Source organism: Xanthomarina spongicola (genome assembly GCF_003148645.1).
Classification (GTDB): Bacteria; Bacteroidota; Bacteroidia; order Flavobacteriales; family Flavobacteriaceae; genus Xanthomarina; species Xanthomarina spongicola.
The window spans coordinates 73,527-91,620 of record NZ_QGGP01000004.1; the positions used below are offsets into that span (position 1 = coordinate 73,527).

The window sequence follows — 18,094 nt, forward strand, 5'->3', positions numbered from 1 at the left end:
TAACAAATGCATTAAGTTATCAACAATATAGTGTATTTCCCTTGCTATTACTTGCATGATTTAAGAATCCGTATAAATTTGTAATGGATTTAACAAAAAATGTTTAACCAACAATTTATTAATAATTAAAATTTAAATTATGAACAAATCAGATTTAATCGATGCTATGGCAGAACACGCAGGAATTACTAAAGCAGCTGCAAAAAAGGCTTTAGAATGTGCGTTAATTGAAATTGAAGGAGCTTTACAAAAAGGTAACAGAGTTTCTTTAGTTGGATTTGGATCTTGGTCAGTTACAAGAAGAGCTGCAAGAGAAGGAAGAAACCCTCAAACAGGTAAGACTATAAAAATTAAAGCGAAAAACGTAGTTAAGTTTAAAGCAGGTTCAGATTTATCGAGCGCTGTAAACTAGTTTTTACTTCTTTTATATTCAAAAAGCCTTCTTTACTCGAAGGCTTTTTTTGTTTCTAACAATTTGAATTTAAAAAAAAAAATGCTACATTTAATTACTAATCCTCAACTATATGATTACAATACAACCAAAAAAAGGTGATTTGTTAATCGCAGAACCATCAATAATTGGCGATGTTTCCTTTAATCGCTCTATTGTTTTGTTAGCAGACCATACAGAAGAAGGTTCAATAGGCTTTATTCTAAACAAACCGTTAGATTATACAATACACGACCTAATTCCAGAAATTAAAGCAAATTTTAAAATCTATAATGGTGGTCCTGTAGAACAGGATAATTTATATTTTATCCATAAGGTACCTGAATTAATACCAAATAGCATTGAAATTTCTTTAGGTATTTTTTGGGGTGGAGATTTTGACCGAGTTGCAGAACTTATTGCTAATAATGAAATTAGTGAAAATAATATTCGTTTCTTTCTAGGATATTCTGGTTGGAACTCGAACCAATTAAACGAAGAATTAAAAACAAATTCTTGGGTAGTAACTGAGAATATTTACAAAAAATCTATTATAGAAAAAGATTACCAATCTTTTTGGAAAGAAAAGATGGTAGAATTAGGTGGAGAATATAGTATTTGGTCTAATGCACCTGAAGATCCAAGTGCTAATTAGTTAGTTAATCTTATTTTTACGTTTAATTTTTGAAGTAACCCTTTAGATAATTCATTCTTATAAATCTTCTTTCTATAACCTGTTACTGGTTGTATTCCTACAATCACATTTGTAATAAATATTTCATCTGCTTTTTGAAGCTCAAAAGGTGAAATTGAACTTTCTTCCAAACTGTATTCTGGCATAGATTGAATGATTTCTATAATTTGTTTCCTCATTATGCCTTTTAAACATCCATCTTCAAGTGGTGGTGTTTTTATAACATGATCCTTTACAATAAAAATATTACCATTTAAAGCCTCAACAACATGCTTATCTGTATTTAAAACAAAACAATTTTGTAAGTTATTTTCTTTTGCAAAAATACTTCCTACAACATGTAAAACTTTATTATTTGTTTTTAGAGTTGATAGTAAACTTGGAGAGACAAAATAGTCTTTAAACAAATCTACTTGACACGTTGTTTCATCTAGCAAATAAAAGTCTGATTCTAAAGGTTTGACTGTTATTAAATAATCGACATTATTTGTGTCTGGCAGATATAAACCACCTTCTTTTCTATTAATAAATAATTTAACCCTTACTGTTTTGTTTAACAGATTATTACGATTTAGAAGTTCAACTATTTGTTCATTCAAAAACTCCATGGTAAAACTCATAGGGATTTCCATTCTAAGAATTCTCATTGAGGCCATTAATCTAAAATAATGATCTTCCCAAAAAAGCAATTTTCCATGAGTTGCCTTTATGGTTTCAAATAGTGCATCGCCATAATTTAGACCTCTATTATTAATAGAAATTGCGTGTTCTTCTTCTAATATGTTTCCATTAAAATTTACCATAAAAAATCCCGAAATAAATTCGGGACAAATATAAGTTAATAAAGTAAAAATACACTAAGCAGAGCCTAATACCTGTTTTAAATCTGAAATCTGATTTTCCCAAAGCATTTTAGCTTCTTCTAATTCATCTTCTTCGGTAAAATCTGTAACAATTAGACTCACGTCTTTTGTTATTTCGTCAACCTGAATTTTAATCTCAAAATAATACGATGCATCTTCATCAACAACCCATTTAAATTTAATACGTTCTCCACTCTTCTTACTCACTAATTTAGCTTGTTCTTCAACACCATCCCAAATAAATCTAAATAGCTCACCTCTAGAGTTTACATTTTCGGCAAACCATTCAGATAAGCCAGAAGGTGTAGATATATATTGATAAAGTAATTGAGGTGAAGCGTGAATGGGGAACTCCATTTCAAATTTTATTTTTTCGTCCATTGTAGAGATTATGTTTATAGCGCTCAATATATACATTAATTAATAAGTTTTAAAACTATTTTTAATAATAATTATTACAAGTAATGCTTGCTCTCTATAAATTTGTTTTTATATTTGCACCCGTTAAAAAGGATAGTTCATAATTATGATTCTAATCAATAAGATTAAGAACAAATTCCTTTTCAACTTTTAGAGTTTTAATTTTGAAGCTCAAATTATTTTCATGGCGAGGTAGCTCAGTTGGTTAGAGCGTTGGATTCATAACCCAGAGGTCACGAGTTCAAATCTCGTTCTCGCTACAAATGTATTACATCAGAAACAGACGGTTTAGTTCACTCTAAACCGTTTTTTCTATGCTTACATTAAATGAATTTCTTACCTTTGAACACGAAAGAGAGCCCCTTTTAGAACACGATTTGTCAAATAAAAAAACATTTTCTGCCCCGAAAATCTACATGGCCAATGGCGATATAAAACGTAGATGGTACGTTTATTTTGGATTCCGAAATCCTGAAACAGGAAGATTGGAAAGACAGAAAAATATTTATGGCATCGCTAACAAGTTGAAAACTAAAACAGACCGTTTAAATGTTTTAAACTTTTATAGAAAAACGCTTCACAAACTTTTAAGAGAAGGCTACAATCCTTACGAAGATAATTTAGACCGTTTTTTAGGGAAACCACAAAAAAGTGAACCTGTTCCAGAAGCGTGTGCACCTATGTCTCAAAGTCCAATTGTACCAATTTCCATGGTTCAAAAAGAAGAAGTAAAGCCCTACCCTTTTTTACAAAGACCAAGAACTTCTACACAAGTAGTAGAAATACCAAGTGTTGAACCAATAAAGAAGGTTGAGCCAATAATGATTGCTGCTCCCATAAAAGAAGTAGAACCAGAAAAGGAAGAAGAGAATAGAATGACGTTACGCGAAGCTTTCGATTTTGCGTTGAAGATGAAGGAAAAATTAGTTAAACCTAGAACGCTTCAAGATTATAGAAATCGATCTAAGGTTTTTATTAAGTGGCTCAACAAAGAATTTCCAGATGTTATCTATGCCAATGAGATTAAACGAAAAATGTGCATGGATTTTTTAAACCAACATCTTATTAAAAATACACCACGAAGCAGAAACAATAGTCGTTTGGATTTAGGTAGCATGATGCAAGTTTTGGAAGACAACGAAATTATTCCTGTGAATGTGATTCGTAAAACTCCTGTTTTAAGATCGATACCAGAAAAACACAAACGTTATGATCCTAAAACCTTAGATGCCATTTTTAAGTATCTAGAAAAAAACGATCCAAACCTATTACTTTACATCAAGTTTATATCCTTTAATTTTATGCGACCTATAGAAGTTTGTCGTTTACGAGTTAAAGATTTGAACTTAGATACAAAGACATTGTCTTTTAAAGCCAAAAACAGTCCATTGAAAACTAAAATTATTCCAGATTTAATTTTAGAAGTACTACCAGATATTTCAAATTTGCCAGGAGACAATCCGTTAATTACACCTTATGGAATAGGAATGAAATGGGATACCCAAATAGACAATAGACGAGATTATTTTTCAAAGCGCTTTAAAAGAATCGTTAAGGAGAAATTTAAACTAGGAAAAGATTATGGCCTTTATAGTTTCAGACATACGTTTATAACCAAATTATATAGAAAATTAGTCGAGAAAAGCTCGCCATTTGAAGCTAAAAGTGTTTTGATGAATATTACTGGCCATACATCTATGGCAGCACTTGAACTATACTTAAGAGATATAGATGCTCATTTACCAAGTGATTATTCAGATTTAATTAGATAATATGCAAAATAAGAATCAGGTTTTTCAGACCATTCGAGATAACATATTTAGAAGTTATATTTTCTATATACCAAAACGTTATTATCCAGAAATAGAAAAGACTTTTATAAAGGATATTATTAAACCTGATATGGTCAATATTATTGCTTATTCTAATTTAGAACGAAAAATAACAACAAATACATTAGAATTTAATGGGTTGGACATTCTAAACAAGGGAGACCTATTAAATGATAATATTGACCAATTATTTGAGCAAAAAGAAAAAGTTAGTGAGACTGCTTTTAATCATTTATTACATCAATATAAAGAACATGTAGATGCACATTGGATAATTATTTCTTGGATGTCTAAAAACATCTTGATAGATCTTCCAAATACACCTTTATATATTAAAACTATGTTTGAATCTCAAGCATCCTTATTTAATAAACATCAAACAAAGTTTTATAGTTATTTTGGTTTACATGAAACAGATAATAATATTGATATAAATCAGTATGTAAAAGCTGCTAATGAAACTATAGAAGATACACCAATTATTGAAATAATAGAACAAGAAGAAAAGCAACTAATTGTTCCGAAAGTAAAAAAATCTTCTAAAAAAACAGAAAAGGAATCTCTAATAACAGATGAAAAAGCGCGAAAATTTTTATTAGAAACTGTTTTTAATATTGACCCAAAATATCTTGATTAATGGATTTAAACAATATTTCAAATGACTATAGTTGTAGTCTAAAAGGTGACGTTTGTAACCAAAATCAATGGTCAAAAAGAAATTATACGTCAAACAAACGTTTATTTAACGCATAAATAATGGAAAAAGAATTTTACAACTGTGACTATTGTTTTAAGGAATTTGAGCCAAAAAGACGCCGTGTACAAAAATTTTGTAGTAACTCATGCAGATCAAAAGCTCATCATGCTAAAAATTCTACTAAAAATTTATCAGAACCTGAGAAAGCACAAAACGACAAACCTATAGTAAATAAAGTTGAAAAAATGAGTCTTTCTGGTGTTGGAAATTCAACAGCTGGTACTTTACTCGCAGATGGCTTAAAATTTTTAGCGACTTCTGCTGAAAATAGATCAGCCACAAAAGCTGACATTGCTTATATTGCATCTAAAATAAAACGTTATCATAAAATTGTAAATCATCCACCAAACTCTCAAGGTGCATTCCCCTATTTTGATTTAGAAACTAATGAAATTTTTTATTCTTTTATGCCACTTAACGGATAACCTTAAAATATCTACTAGATTTCTTCTTACTTTTCATTACTATATAGGCTAAATCACTACGTTATTAATAAAAATACGTATTAGTACGTAGGAATATTTACACATAAAACTATTATATTAGTAGTGTATATATAATGCGGATATAGACAATTGTTTATAGCCATTGTTGTATACAATTTAAAAGCAATATCAAATGACAGAAATAAAATACCCTAAATCATTTTCGCACATTGGAATAACTGTTCCCGAAATACAAAAAGCTGTAGAATTTTATCAGGATATTATGGGATGGTATGTGATAATGCAACCATCTACAGTAAAAAAAGAAAATGATACAGCCATTGGACAAATGTGCATTGATGTTTTTGGAGAGAATTGGGAAGAATTCGAAATCGCTCATATGTCAACGTCTGACGGAATTGGAATTGAACTTTTTTCGTTCCCACATGGCAAAAAAGAAGCACCAGAATTCAATCCTTTCAATACAGGGCTTTTCCACTTCTGTGTGCAAGACCCAGACATTGAAAATTTGACTAAAAGAATAGTAGAAGCAGGTGGCAAGCAGAGAATGCCAATACGGGAATATTATCCTAATGAAAAGCCTTATAAAATGGTTTATGTGGAAGACCCATTTGGTATCGTATTTGAAATTTATACTCATAGCTACGAATTGACATATTCATCAGGTGCATACCAGAAATAAAAAACTGTATACAACAATGGCTATAAGTAATTGCTTGTTCTCGCATACTTCTGAAAATCCTCGCGGATTTTCAGTTTGGTGTGTATTTGCAAAGTTAATCGCTAAACCACGCAACTACTCATAGCCGAGACCGTTAGCCTTCATTATGACCAACCACTAACAAATGATAAAATTCTTTAGAAAATTACGCTTCGACCTTATGGAGAAAAACAAAACTGGAAAGTATCTAAAATACGCTATTGGAGAAATAATTCTTGTTGTTATCGGTATTTTAATTGCGCTCCAAATAAATAATTGGAATGAGAACAGAAAGGAAAATATTATTGAAAATAAAATTTTAGTAGAAATTTCGAAAGGATTAAAGGAAGATTTAAATGATATAAAGGCAAATATGAGTGCACATAGAGCTGGGCTTAAAGCTTGTGAATATTACTATAATATGCTCACCAACAAGGAAGTTAAACCAGATTCGATTAATTATTATTATGGATATTTAACTAGAGGTTATATCTCAATTCAAAACAAATCAGGTTATGAATCATTAAAATCGAGAGGTCTTGAAATAATTAAAGATGATTCTTTACGAAATAACATTATAAAATTATATGAACAAGATTATCCCTTTATTATGAAGTTGGAGGAACAAGATCCTGAAGGAAACTTTCACGACAACTATTTTAAAGAAATTAACAATCATATTTCCCCAAATCTAATATTTAATAATTATGGTGAAATAGAAACAATTAAACTTCCTTTAAATGTTTCAGAAATTGAACAAAAAAAGATGTTAAGCTATTTGTGGAAAATTAAAAATGACCGAATATTTATACTAGATACCTATTCAAAGGTACTTGAAAACCTGATGCACCTACGATCAAATTTAGAAGAGATAAAACGAAAGGCTAACAAAGAACTGAGTTGAAAAAAAGCTAGTTCTCGCCTACTTACGAAAATCCTCTCGGATTTTCTATTCGGTTTTTATTTGCTAAATTTAGTTCATAAACCACGGAACAAACCATATACAAAACCGTTTTAGTAAACAGTTAAAAAATGAATAGAAAAAAATTATTTGTGTTTTTAATACTGACCTTTTTATGGTCTTGGGTACTTTGGATTATTGGATTAAACTACCTATCAGACGGAATTAATCAAGAGTCAATTAGTAAATTTTTAGTTTTCTTTTTTGTTGGGGTATATGGACCAACAATTTCCGGAATAATTACAACTCTATTCTTTGATGGACTCAAAGGGTTATTTGAATTAATCAAAAAGCTTTTTATATGGAAAGTCCCTTTTAAATATTATTTATACATAATTTCTTTACCTATAATATTTGTCATTATTGGTATGACTCTTTACAGCCAGTTTATAGGGGAAATTGGAGGTTTTGATAAAATGGCATATCTATCGATACCAACAATATTATTAACGGGATTGTATGCTGGACCTTTGGGAGAAGAACTAGGGTGGAGAGGTTTTTTATTGCCCGAATTTCAAAAAAAATATTCAAACTTGAAAAGTGCAATCATTATTGGATTTATATGGTTTGTTTGGCATATTCCACTATGGTGGGCACCATTCGGAACCTTGGTTAGTGGAGAACCAATATCTATAATTCCTGTAATTGCATATTTTACTATGCTAATCTGTCTATCCATAATAATTACTTGGTTAGTAATTAATTCAAAGGGAAGTGTTCTTATTGCAATTTTATTTCACTTGTCAATTAATGCAGGAATCGCATTGCTTTTTTACCCTGAATTGAATATGGATTTCAAAAAAGTACATTTATTATCCAGCATCGGAATGTTAATATTTACTGGATTTTTAGTGGTAAAGAATAAATTAAAAACAAGTGCCAACACCGTGCAAAAATAATTGCTTGGTTCTTGCCTACTCGGAAAATCCTACGGATTTTCCTAAGGTTCGGTTTCCTTTTGCTAAATTAGTGCATAAACCACGGAACTAACTATATACAAAACCGTTAGGTGCAATTACTTCAAATCATGCAAATAAGGAAAATAAGAACTAAAGAATTTGAATTTGATTGTAGAGTATCAGGAAATGATGAAAACGAACTGATAATATTTCTTCATGGATTCCCAGAAACTTCGTTTATGTGGATTAATTTGATGAAAAAACTATCCTCAATGGGATATTTTTGTTTAGCACCTGATATGCGTGGCTACAGCAAGAATGCTAGCCCGAAAGGAGTGAAAAACTATACGATAAACAAATTAAGTGACGATATTTTGAACATTGCAGATGCCATTAATGTAAATAAATTTCATCTTATAGCACATGATTGGGGAGCTGGAATTGGATGGAATATTGTCTACAATAATGCCGAAAAAATAATTAGCTGGACAGCTTTATCAGTTCCTCACTCTAGAGGTTTTAGAAAAGCTATTAAAATGGATAAGGAACAAAGAAAAAAGAGTCGTTACATAGGATGGTTCTTATTACCTGTTATTCCTGAAATCATGTTGCGGAAAAATGATTTTGAAAAATTCAGGAAATTATGGAAACATAGTTCACCCGAAGAACTGAATAATTATCTTTCTGTATTTCGTAGAAAGTATTCATTAACAGCAGCATTAAATTATTATAGAGCGAATTTTAAAAAAGTAAATAATCAACCTGTTGGAGATATTACAACGCCCACTCTATTTATTTGGGGCAAAAATGATTTAGCAATTGGTAAAGTTGCCGCTGAAAATAATCATAAGTACATGAAAGGAGATTATACCTTTATTAAAATAGATGGAGGACATTGGCTAATTCAATCAAATTATTTAGAAGTAGAAAAAGCTATTATTGAACATTTAACTAAATATAAAACTGCACCTAGCAACGTGTATAATTAATTGCTTTGGCAATTGCACACTTGGAAAATTCTTTCGGAATTTTCTCGGGTTCGTGAAAGTTTGCTAAATTACATGCTAAACCACGCAACTAATCTTTCACAAACACGTTAGCAAACATTTTGAACATTGGAATGTAAACAAACTTTACTTTTTAATTTTTACATAAAAAAACATGGAAAAAACAGTTTCAGAAGCTATTTCTTACAGAAGGTCAACGAGAGTATATAAAAACGAATCCATTGATTCTGAAAAAGTAAAACAATGCTTAGTTAATGCTTCGTTAGCACCAACGAGCAGTAATCTTCAACTTTGGGAGTTTTACCATATTACTAATAAAGAAACTTTAGGTAAAATGACTAAGGCTTGTTTAAATCAGAGTGCAGCAAAGACCTCACAACAACTGGTTGTTGTGGTAGCTCGTAAAGATCTTTGGAGAAAACGAGCAAAAGCCAATCTAGATTTTTTGAACAAGGTTTATGATAAAGAAGGTCTTAGTGATCGCGATTTGAAGCGAAAAAAAATGGCTTTAGATTATTACAGCAAATTGATTCCAACGATTTACATAGATTTTTTGGGGATATTAGGTTTCATCAAATATATTGTCTTTCAAACCATTGGTTTGTTCAAACCTACATACAGACAAACCCGACTAAGTGATATGAGGATTGTAGCTCATAAAAGTGCTGGGTTAGCTGCTGAAAACTTTATGATAAGTATGGCAGCAATTGGCTATGATACGTGTCCTATGGAAGGCAGTGATACCTTAAGAGTAAAAAGAATTTTAAAACTTCCTAGAAGTGCTGAAATAACTATGGTTATTGGATGTGGAAAAAGAGATGATAAAGGAATCTATGGACCAAGGTTTAGAGTTCCATTTGATGAAGTATATTATGAAATTTAATAACTGTAAACTTATGGCGAGTATAATCAATTGCTAGTTCTAGCTACTTACGAAAATTCTCGCGGATTTACTATTCGATTTTTATTTGCTAAATTAGGTATTTAAACCACCTAACAATGCATAGCTGAGACCGTTATAAAAAGTTAAAATTCTAATTGAAAAATGAAAAAAATTATTTTAATAATATCAATTCTATCTATTCACTCAATATATTCTCAAAAATGTAATTTATCCTTTGACCAGTTAGTAAATGTGCTTTCATATAGTCAAGTTGAATTTGATACTTTTGTTTTGGAAAATGGCTTTTCATATAATTCTATTGATCAAGTTTATAATTGTGATAAATCCAAAAAGAATAATTTCAGAAATATAATTATGAGAATTGAAGAACGTGGCATGCAAGTTTTGGTATATTCTTTTAATGAGAAAAAAAAATATTTAAAATTCAAAGAAATAATTGATGATGGAGAATTATCCGAATTGAATGACAATTCTGGTGAATTAAGTTTTCAATATTGGTATAAAGAAAAAAATATTATTATTCAGACTAATACCAACTACGATGGTAGTAATTCATATATGATTTCAATAGCCAAAGTAAAATAAACATCATAATCTTAAAAACACTAATTAAAAAATCAAGCTGTTTTAAAATAACATGTCCATTATCCAAACTTAATTATTATTATATGAACTGTAGCTGAACCTTAGCTAATACGTTGCTGAACTGTTGCTGAACCGTTGTTATTGACTCTAATTGTAGTCTAATTGACTATGCTTGTAGTCAAAATCTAACTTATTTTAACAAATTAGATATTTACAAAAAACTTATTATTGCTTTAGCAAAACATTTCTGATTAATACTTAAATTTATTACCTTTTCGTTTAGCATAACTTAAATGCCTTTGGTAGGTCTAATAAATCATACAATATGGTTAATGAAGAATTGTTTGAAATAATAAATGCTCCTTTTTCTGAGCTAAATAAACTAAAAATAGGATTATTAGTTAGAGCGACATTACCTGAAATTTTAGAATCGGAGTTAATATCTGAAATAGAAATCAAAAAGTTGACTGAGGAAAATTACAGTAAAATGATTTTTGATATGAATTATCCTGTGTTAAAATTGGTTGACGAAAATCTTCCAACAATTAATAATAGAACTATTGGAGATTATACGAGATACTATGCTAATCCATATAAAAGCTATAATTCTAGATACCTTATTTCGAGTGAATGGTATGATCGAAATCAGGAAGGTTATATAAAATGGTTGAAAAGGAAAGTTAATAGAAATTAACTCCCAAATAACAACTTTAATATTTTCTCTCCAATTTCTGAATCTAGATCGTCATTGTTTTCGTTTAAAACAGACACAAATCCCATTTTACATTGATGATCAATAAGATTATGAATATCCTCATGATCTTTTGAATAATCGTCAGTCTTATAGGATTTAAATTTATTTTCATTCTCTTCTCCAGGATATAGTAACATCGCTTTTTCTGCATCCCAAAAACGACAATAGGCGTACATTTGACGTAAATCACTTACTGAAGCTGAGCTTCTCTGAGGTCGTTTCCATTTGGTATCAATTATAAAGGTCTTTTCTACTTTTCTTAATACGACATCTGGTCTTAGACTGTTACTTCCCCAAAACGATTTAGATTCTTGTCCTGAAACCTCAATATTTGTACCTAAACAAGCTTTTTGTAATTGTTTTAAAATATAGGTTTCCCACAATTCATTCATATCAAACAATAAGGATAGCATTTTTTCCTTACCACTAGAAATGTCAGGTGAATAATTTAGAATAATCAATCTTGCTAATTCTAAAGCATTAATATAACCATTAGATTTTCTATTTAGTTGGATCTCATTTAACTGTTTAGCTGTAATAATTATATTATCTACTTCTGGAAAGTTTAACTGTACTCTATTGGTTAAATCTTGTAGTCTAGATCCATTGGTAAACTGGCAAACAATAGTTAACGCTTTCTGTAATACTTGATGTAAAAAGTGATTACTATTATAAACTTGATGTGTGGTGTAAAAACGCTCTTTGTGAATAATGTTTTTTCTAATTTGCCCTGCAAACTCTAACTTACCTTTTAATACTTTTGTGTTTTGAGTTTGCTTTCTATATTGTTTTATTAGTCCTTTTCTAACTAACCCTTCTACTTCTAGTAGATAGAGTTCAAAATAAACTTCTAATAAATTTAGATGCTGTCTTTTTACATGTGCTGCTCCAGAAGATTCTGCTTTTAGCTTACCACAAGCTTGTAACATTTTAAGCAAGACTCCTTTCCATTTATTATCCTCGTCGTCTTTATCTGCTTTAGGATGAATCTCAATAGTTAAACCATCTACTTGAATCACACCTACATATTGATTAAACTTGACACCTTTTGCAATAGGTTCGAAGTAATTACCATCGTGAAACTCATTTAACTTTAAAAGTGCATCTAAATGGCTTTGCTTAAAACCATGCTGACCAATATATAACCGTTGGTGTTCAAAAACTGATATGTTTTTACGTAAGACCAACTATCTTAATGTAGTTTCATTTACACCTAATAACATTGTTACAGCATCAATAATTGTTTCCTCATCTACTTTCTTTAAAATAAAAGTAGGTGTTTTAAAATCATTAGCGTTATCATAATCAAAATTAGCGAACTCTGTCTTGTCGTTTTTAATTTTATCTACAAAACCTTTTCCAAGGACTAGACCTATTTTACCATAATCACCATAAAAGTATTCCTGTAATAAAGGCACAATCTTATTGTTAAATGCATTCGCTAATTTTTCTTCGGTATCTACACCAACAAAATACGAATGTCCAATAGTATGATCTCGATCTATTAATAATTCAATACGTTGGTTAATGGTCTGCAAAACTTCTGATAATACTACATCTTCAACAAACTCCTCTTCAATAACACTGTAATCTGGCATCATTTCTTTAAACTCAAAACGTCTACGTAAGGCAGTATCTAATGCTTCTACACTTCTATCTGCTGTATTCATGGTGCCATAAATATCTAAGTTTGATGGCACACTAAACTCCTTCTTAGAATAAGGTAATTTAATATTTAATTCGTTTGTAGTTCCTTGACGTTTATCTGTTTCTATTAATGTTATCAATTCCCCAAAAATTGCAGACACATTTCCTCTATTTATTTCATCTATAAAAATAGCATAACGATTATATGGATCGTTTTTAGCTTTAATACATATCTTTTTAAAAACACCATCTTCAATAGTATAACCCAAGTCTGTTGCTTCTTCGCCATTTTCAGGAAGAATTGGCTTAATACCTTCAATAAAATCCTCATAAGCAAAAGATTGATGAAAGGTTACAAAATCAAAATTCTTGATAATTTTATCTGGATCTGGATTGTAATTATCTACTGAATCCTTTAAATCGTATAATTCAGGCACTAATTCTTTTACTTGATCTTCTAATATTTCCCAATACGAGTCTTCAGTTTTATTGAAAATTAACGGTTGCTGTCTACTAGAAACATTTACATATTCACACTCATTTATAGTATGACTTTGCAGTTGTCCCCAAAGTGTAGGTCTAATGGTTTTAGAATTTGATAAACTAGCTTTTTTCTGTATCCATACATGATTAAAAATATCTGACACTTTAGAATCCCCTAAATCTAATAAAGCAATAGCAATAACTTGCCACCAAGAACAACCACTAACAACAGTTTCAAAATGTTGAGCTTTTGTAATTGATGTTTCCTTTAAGGTATAATTATCAAATAACTGGTCTTTTAAATAATAGGTTTTTCCCGTTCCTGGAGGACCATATAGTATCTGATTCATTGGTTCTTTAACTTCGTAATTTTCAATTAAATCATAAATAAATGGACTAAACGAAGTGTAACCAGAAAAACCTTTATCAGTTAATGATAATATCTTCTTTAAATCTTTAATATTAAGTTGAAATAAATCAAAACTAACACCATAAGATTCTTCCCATCTACTCGGAATTTTAATAGAGGCTGTTTCAACATAACCTGCAATGGTTGATTCACTTATTTCATTTTTTCTTGTTTCAATTAAATAATCTCTATATAATTCAAACAAACCTTTTACTTGTGTATTCATTTTACCATCAATTAATTCTAAAATAGCATTATACTCTTTTTCTGTTGCATTAAAATTTGTGCCTTGATTACCTGCATTAAAATTCGAAAATTTAGGATTATCTTTTATTGAATACCAAAAAACAGGATCTTCAGCCAAGTATTTTGTTATTTTAATTTTCACTCGTTCCGTCTCTCCAGAATCATTGCCAGAAATATAATATTGTTTTTCATTATTTTCTTCTTCAAAAACACCTACCTCCGAAGTTACTTCTGCTAAAGCATAACATCCAGCTTCTCTTCCTGTAACCCAAAGAATAACTTTATCTCCATGTTTTATTTTATCTTTGTGTGCTGCAACTTTCCAACTTTTTACGTGGGCTGCTTTTAAAGCATCAGTAATATTATAAATGTTTGGGCTACATTGAAAAATCCAGTAATTAGGCACTCTTTCTTGATCGAGTACCTGAAATAAAATGTCTTGAGCTACCAGTAAGTTATTTGAGCCATCGTAATGTTTTGGGATAATTGTTTTAAGTTGTTCTACTAAATTTTGGTCCTTTGATATATAGTCATTAACAAACATATTGATCAACTCCATATAATGATCATACTTCTCCCCTTTGCCTTTTGGTTCTATTCCTAAAATTTCACAGAATTTTTTGTAATAACTACTTTTATAAAAAGTGTATGTTTCTGGATATTGTAGTGTTAAATATACTGAAATGGCTCTTTCGTCTTGATGGTGATAATGCTCTTCATTTAGATCACGATAGACCTCTAGCAAATCTTGATCCCATTTATTAACTCGGTCTTTAAGTAAGGTTGAATTATTAAAAAGCGCTTTAAATAAACTTCTTAATTCTTCAGGTCTATCTGTAACAATATGGTTTAAAACAGATCCTGATAATCGATATGTTAGGTTGTTCCACTTAATAGATTTTATTTCTTCCTCAAAATTTGATGCATCAACATCTGGTTTACCATGATATTCTGAAATAAACTCCCATTTATATTTTTCATCTTTAAGCTTTTTGTCCTTAATTTTATCTTTATAGGATGAGATTAAACCCTTTAGAACTAAATCCATAGAATTATTATTTATATCTCCAGATTTTTGCTCTAAAAATTCAATATACTTCTTAATACTTGCTGAATAGAATCCATTTGTTCCATAAGATGGTGATTTTTCTACATAGTATTTACCTCCTATGGTTCGTTGCTCTACAATTAACTCCTTATACAAGCCATTTAGAAGCTTTAAGTTATCGGTTTCATAAACATTATAGTCCAGTATCTTATTAAGTAAATCAATAGCTTTGGAGTAACTTGATACGCGATTACTACCTTCTTTAGTGTTTTTATGTAACCACTTAATAAATTCTTTCTTCAAATTCATCTTCTTATTAGGTTTCAAAATAATTTCAAATCCATTTTTCTCAAACGCATTAAAGCAATCTGTACCTAAACCTCCTTTAAAATAGCGTTCTATTGCTCTTCCTTCTGCATGATAATTTGCGTAAGCCATGATAGCTTTTGGAGGATAATGCTTGCTTTCATAAACTAAATCATAGGTTGAAGATGGACCAAACTCCTTTGGATAACCTTTTTCTTCAAAGTCTTTGATAGCATGTAGTATATGCTCTTTTTTTACTCTATCAAATATCATATTTAATAATTAAAAATGTTCTAAAAATAAATCTCAAAGCCCAGATCATCTATCAGTTGACTATACTTTGATTCCATTTTTTGTTTAATTTTTTTAATGTTTTTCCACTTCTGACATTCCTCAAAAAATAATATATCCAAAACAGTACTAGGAATAAAATCAACATTCTTTGAATATCCGGTAACGGCAAAAGCATTAGTTTTTTCCAGAAAATCTGTCACCTCATCTTCATCAGATATCGTTTTACAACTACCAAAGTGAACTATACGATTGGAAATGGCATCTTCAAAATATTTTGATAATCTTGATAATGAAATATTCTCCACTCCTAGATCAATTTGGCTTCCTTTACCATGGAATGCAAAGTATATAATTTTAAATCTAGCATAACTTTTCTGATCTCCATTAATAATTATACTTACTCGCGACTTTAGTTCCTTTTTAGTAATACATGTCTTATGCAATACTTCTATATCACTATTCTTTTTCAATAAATTAAGTGCAGGAGAAATAGTTCGAGTTTTTCTCAAATTATCATCCCAATCACCTTCCAAACAAAAAATGTCACGAATATAATCTCTCTTATTCATTCTTTTTATTAAATTTTAAGTGGGTTAAAAAACCAAAACCTATTGGTTTCTTTTCTCTCAACACGAACTTGAGGCAACAAATATAAAAGATTGACTTCATCCAAATCCCTCAATACATTCCGTAAAGGCAAACCTATTCTAAGATCTTGGTTAAAAAACCCTTTCTCTATTAGAATCGGCATTAAATCTTTAGGTTTAACATCTGCTTTTTCTGGTATAATGTAAGTGCTTTTAGAAAGGTATTCGTCTGGGTCTTCTAAAACATATTTTTGTTCTTCAACATCTGATGTGTAATAATCAGACGCTTCGTCTTTAAAAAGTTCTATTAATGTATCTCTACGTAATTCATAGCGTTCAGATACATGCTTCAAAAATATGAGTGGTAAGATGTAATCTTTATATTGGTTTTCAGCAACAGCACCACGAAGCTCATTAGCAGCTTTCCAAAGTTCTTGTTCGAAATTGATATCTGCTTTAGATTGGTTTTTGGTCATTCAAATAAATTGGTTGATATTATTATATTAAATGCTACAGAATATTAACGACACTGTCATATTCTAGATTCATACTAAGGAGAGTTTAAAGATATTAAAAGTAATGATATAAGCAATTAAAAATGTTAGTTGTAAAAAACAAAAGCCTTAATAACAATCACACTTATAATCGAAAATATATTTATGAAAAAGCTCACCATAAGTACTATTTAAGAGGTACAAGGAATTATTAAAAGCATTCCAATTATATGAAGTTATCCCACAGAAAATATAATCCTTTCCATATAAGCTATAATCATTGGTTTTTATATTAGCAATTACTGCTAAATTACCATCTATATTATAACAAGTTACTTTTTTTAACCAAGAAGAATTTATAAGTTGGATTGAGCTTACAGAACCTATTTCCCTACCTTCCTTTTTAACATAATTAATAAGTTCCACACAAGCAAATTCTTGTGAAAAAGTATTTACTGATAAACAGAGAATGAAGATTCCGATAAAATATTTTAATAAGTTTTTCATAATCGCATTATTTTTCTAATAGTTATATTGCTATCATTATTAAAACGAATAAAATAAATTCCTGAATTAAGTCTTGATAAATCTATTGTGTTTCTTCCATTTTTTATGGACCCATTAAATATTTCTTTACCATTTGCATCAATCAACATGAAAGTGCCACTTAGTTTAGAAATAATATTTAAATTCTTGCTTACTGGATTTGGGAAAACTTGTAACTCATATGAAGAATCTTGCAAACTGTCTACTGATAATGTTGAAAACATAAAATTATCTAAAATCGCATTTGGCATCGAGAAATAATCTTGTGTAGTAGTAGCATCAATATTCGAGTTATAGAAACTATCTAAAACACCTCCAGCTCCCATTGTAATTGGATCTGAGTTCAAAAGAAAATTCATTTGTCCAGAAACCGGATCGTTGGTAACTTGAAAGTTTACTAAATCTATTTGCTGTCCAGAAGCATGTGCTAAAATACTTTGTCCTGGAGGTAAGTTAAACTGAAAAACATCTTTACTACCATCTCCTAAACCTTGACCAGTTAAGAAAGTGGCATCAAATTGTTGTACAGTCCATGTACGGGCTGTTAATAAACCAACAGGGTTAACAACATCAACACTCCCAGATGGAAGCACTATAGTAAAACCAATATCAGAAATATCAGTATTTCCAACAGAATCGAAATCCGGAATGGCTACCACTTTAAAATCGTAATTGGAAATATGTACTATACCAAGTTCATAATTTTGAGCAGAACAAAAGAGTGTAGTTAAAAAAATGGCAGATATTAAGTAATAATTTTTCATGTGATGTGTTTTTAATAT

Annotated in this window: 20 protein-coding genes and 1 tRNA gene; 13 read left to right on the plus strand and 8 right to left on the minus strand. The window is 30.0% G+C overall.

Going from position 1 to position 18,094, the window contains the following annotated elements:
• Positions 1-139 precede the first annotated feature (139 nt).
• Positions 140-412: an HU family DNA-binding protein gene (locus LX78_RS09150; RefSeq protein ID WP_109307983.1), complete on the plus strand. Its 273-nt coding sequence runs from the start codon at positions 140-142 to the stop codon at positions 410-412.
• A 112-nt stretch (positions 413-524) separates the two neighbouring features.
• Complete coding sequence (locus tag LX78_RS09155; RefSeq protein WP_109682366.1) at positions 525-1,085, plus strand: YqgE/AlgH family protein; 561 nt, start codon at positions 525-527, stop codon at positions 1,083-1,085.
• On the opposite strand, the gene LX78_RS09160 is transcribed toward LX78_RS09155, so the two are convergent.
• Positions 1,082-1,927: an aminotransferase class IV gene (locus LX78_RS09160; RefSeq protein WP_109682367.1), complete on the minus strand. Its 846-nt coding sequence runs from the start codon at positions 1,925-1,927 to the stop codon at positions 1,082-1,084. The genes LX78_RS09155 and LX78_RS09160 overlap by 4 nt on opposite strands.
• 54 nt (positions 1,928-1,981) lie before the next feature.
• Positions 1,982-2,368, minus strand: coding sequence for an START-like domain-containing protein (locus LX78_RS09165; protein WP_109682368.1), 387 nt, complete (start codon positions 2,366-2,368; stop codon positions 1,982-1,984).
• A 225-nt stretch (positions 2,369-2,593) separates the two neighbouring features.
• Here LX78_RS09165 and LX78_RS09170 point away from each other — a divergent pair.
• From LX78_RS09170 to LX78_RS09220, 11 genes are all read left to right on the plus strand, one after another.
• Positions 2,594-2,667 (plus strand) — tRNA-Met (locus tag LX78_RS09170).
• A gap of 54 nt (positions 2,668-2,721) precedes the next feature.
• On the plus strand, positions 2,722-4,179 hold the full coding sequence (locus LX78_RS09175; RefSeq protein WP_109682369.1) for a tyrosine-type recombinase/integrase: 1,458 nt from the start codon (positions 2,722-2,724) through the stop codon (positions 4,177-4,179).
• A gap of 1 nt (position 4,180) precedes the next feature.
• Positions 4,181-4,876 (plus strand): hypothetical protein, encoded by a 696-nt coding sequence (locus LX78_RS09180; RefSeq protein ID WP_109682370.1) that lies wholly within the window; start codon positions 4,181-4,183, stop codon positions 4,874-4,876.
• Positions 4,877-4,995: 119 nt separating this feature from the next.
• Positions 4,996-5,421: a hypothetical protein gene (locus LX78_RS09185; RefSeq protein ID WP_109682371.1), complete on the plus strand. Its 426-nt coding sequence runs from the start codon at positions 4,996-4,998 to the stop codon at positions 5,419-5,421.
• A gap of 193 nt (positions 5,422-5,614) precedes the next feature.
• Positions 5,615-6,124, plus strand: a complete 510-nt coding sequence (locus LX78_RS09190) for a lactoylglutathione lyase family protein (protein WP_109682372.1) — start codon at positions 5,615-5,617, stop codon at positions 6,122-6,124.
• A gap of 163 nt (positions 6,125-6,287) precedes the next feature.
• Complete coding sequence (locus tag LX78_RS09195; protein ID WP_109682373.1) at positions 6,288-7,046, plus strand: DUF6090 family protein; 759 nt, start codon at positions 6,288-6,290, stop codon at positions 7,044-7,046.
• A gap of 128 nt (positions 7,047-7,174) precedes the next feature.
• Positions 7,175-8,002, plus strand: coding sequence for a CPBP family intramembrane glutamic endopeptidase (locus LX78_RS09200; protein WP_109682374.1), 828 nt, complete (start codon positions 7,175-7,177; stop codon positions 8,000-8,002).
• Positions 8,003-8,130: 128 nt separating this feature from the next.
• Entirely contained in the window at positions 8,131-8,991 is an 861-nt protein-coding gene (locus tag LX78_RS09205; protein WP_109682375.1) for an alpha/beta hydrolase, read from the plus strand.
• Positions 8,992-9,163: 172 nt separating this feature from the next.
• On the plus strand, positions 9,164-9,892 hold the full coding sequence (locus tag LX78_RS09210; protein ID WP_109682376.1) for a nitroreductase family protein: 729 nt from the start codon (positions 9,164-9,166) through the stop codon (positions 9,890-9,892).
• 162 nt (positions 9,893-10,054) lie between these two features.
• Complete coding sequence (locus tag LX78_RS09215) at positions 10,055-10,498, plus strand: hypothetical protein (protein ID WP_146192561.1); 444 nt, start codon at positions 10,055-10,057, stop codon at positions 10,496-10,498.
• 325 nt (positions 10,499-10,823) lie between these two features.
• On the plus strand, positions 10,824-11,192 hold the full coding sequence (locus tag LX78_RS09220) for a hypothetical protein (RefSeq protein WP_109682378.1): 369 nt from the start codon (positions 10,824-10,826) through the stop codon (positions 11,190-11,192).
• Here LX78_RS09220 and LX78_RS09225 read toward each other — a convergent pair.
• The 6 genes from LX78_RS09225 to LX78_RS09250 form a co-directional block, all read right to left on the minus strand.
• Complete coding sequence (locus tag LX78_RS09225; protein WP_109682379.1) at positions 11,189-12,439, minus strand: McrC family protein; 1,251 nt, start codon at positions 12,437-12,439, stop codon at positions 11,189-11,191. The genes LX78_RS09220 and LX78_RS09225 overlap by 4 nt on opposite strands.
• Positions 12,440-15,664 (minus strand): EVE domain-containing protein, encoded by a 3,225-nt coding sequence (locus LX78_RS09230; protein ID WP_109682380.1) that lies wholly within the window; start codon positions 15,662-15,664, stop codon positions 12,440-12,442.
• Positions 15,665-15,684: 20 nt separating this feature from the next.
• Positions 15,685-16,254: a DUF6642 family protein gene (locus LX78_RS09235; protein ID WP_109682381.1), complete on the minus strand. Its 570-nt coding sequence runs from the start codon at positions 16,252-16,254 to the stop codon at positions 15,685-15,687.
• A gap of 8 nt (positions 16,255-16,262) precedes the next feature.
• Positions 16,263-16,748: a type I restriction-modification system subunit M N-terminal domain-containing protein gene (locus LX78_RS09240; protein WP_109682382.1), complete on the minus strand. Its 486-nt coding sequence runs from the start codon at positions 16,746-16,748 to the stop codon at positions 16,263-16,265.
• Positions 16,749-16,895: 147 nt separating this feature from the next.
• Positions 16,896-17,273, minus strand: coding sequence for a hypothetical protein (locus LX78_RS09245; RefSeq protein ID WP_109682383.1), 378 nt, complete (start codon positions 17,271-17,273; stop codon positions 16,896-16,898).
• A complete protein-coding gene (locus LX78_RS09250) occupies positions 17,270-18,076 on the minus strand; it encodes a T9SS type A sorting domain-containing protein (RefSeq protein ID WP_109682384.1) in 807 nt (268 codons plus the stop codon). The genes LX78_RS09245 and LX78_RS09250 overlap by 4 nt, the downstream gene beginning before the upstream one ends.
• Positions 18,077-18,094: the final 18 nt, after the last annotated feature.

Coding starts and splice junctions, on each gene's coding strand:
- LX78_RS09150 (WP_109307983.1), top strand. CDS start 140: ATGAACAAATCAGATTTAATCGATGCTATGGCAGAACACGCAGGAATT.
- LX78_RS09155 (WP_109682366.1), top strand. CDS start 525: ATGATTACAATACAACCAAAAAAAGGTGATTTGTTAATCGCAGAACCA.
- LX78_RS09160 (WP_109682367.1), bottom strand. CDS start 1,927: ATGGTAAATTTTAATGGAAACATATTAGAAGAAGAACACGCAATTTCT.
- LX78_RS09165 (WP_109682368.1), bottom strand. CDS start 2,368: ATGGACGAAAAAATAAAATTTGAAATGGAGTTCCCCATTCACGCTTCA.
- LX78_RS09175 (WP_109682369.1), top strand. CDS start 2,722: ATGCTTACATTAAATGAATTTCTTACCTTTGAACACGAAAGAGAGCCC.
- LX78_RS09180 (WP_109682370.1), top strand. CDS start 4,181: ATGCAAAATAAGAATCAGGTTTTTCAGACCATTCGAGATAACATATTT.
- LX78_RS09185 (WP_109682371.1), top strand. CDS start 4,996: ATGGAAAAAGAATTTTACAACTGTGACTATTGTTTTAAGGAATTTGAG.
- LX78_RS09190 (WP_109682372.1), top strand. CDS start 5,615: ATGACAGAAATAAAATACCCTAAATCATTTTCGCACATTGGAATAACT.
- LX78_RS09195 (WP_109682373.1), top strand. CDS start 6,288: ATGATAAAATTCTTTAGAAAATTACGCTTCGACCTTATGGAGAAAAAC.
- LX78_RS09200 (WP_109682374.1), top strand. CDS start 7,175: ATGAATAGAAAAAAATTATTTGTGTTTTTAATACTGACCTTTTTATGG.
- LX78_RS09205 (WP_109682375.1), top strand. CDS start 8,131: ATGCAAATAAGGAAAATAAGAACTAAAGAATTTGAATTTGATTGTAGA.
- LX78_RS09210 (WP_109682376.1), top strand. CDS start 9,164: ATGGAAAAAACAGTTTCAGAAGCTATTTCTTACAGAAGGTCAACGAGA.
- LX78_RS09215 (WP_146192561.1), top strand. CDS start 10,055: ATGAAAAAAATTATTTTAATAATATCAATTCTATCTATTCACTCAATA.
- LX78_RS09220 (WP_109682378.1), top strand. CDS start 10,824: ATGGTTAATGAAGAATTGTTTGAAATAATAAATGCTCCTTTTTCTGAG.
- LX78_RS09230 (WP_109682380.1), bottom strand. CDS start 15,664: ATGATATTTGATAGAGTAAAAAAAGAGCATATACTACATGCTATCAAA.
- LX78_RS09235 (WP_109682381.1), bottom strand. CDS start 16,254: ATGAATAAGAGAGATTATATTCGTGACATTTTTTGTTTGGAAGGTGAT.
- LX78_RS09240 (WP_109682382.1), bottom strand. CDS start 16,748: ATGACCAAAAACCAATCTAAAGCAGATATCAATTTCGAACAAGAACTT.
- LX78_RS09245 (WP_109682383.1), bottom strand. CDS start 17,273: ATGAAAAACTTATTAAAATATTTTATCGGAATCTTCATTCTCTGTTTA.
- LX78_RS09250 (WP_109682384.1), bottom strand. CDS start 18,076: ATGAAAAATTATTACTTAATATCTGCCATTTTTTTAACTACACTCTTT.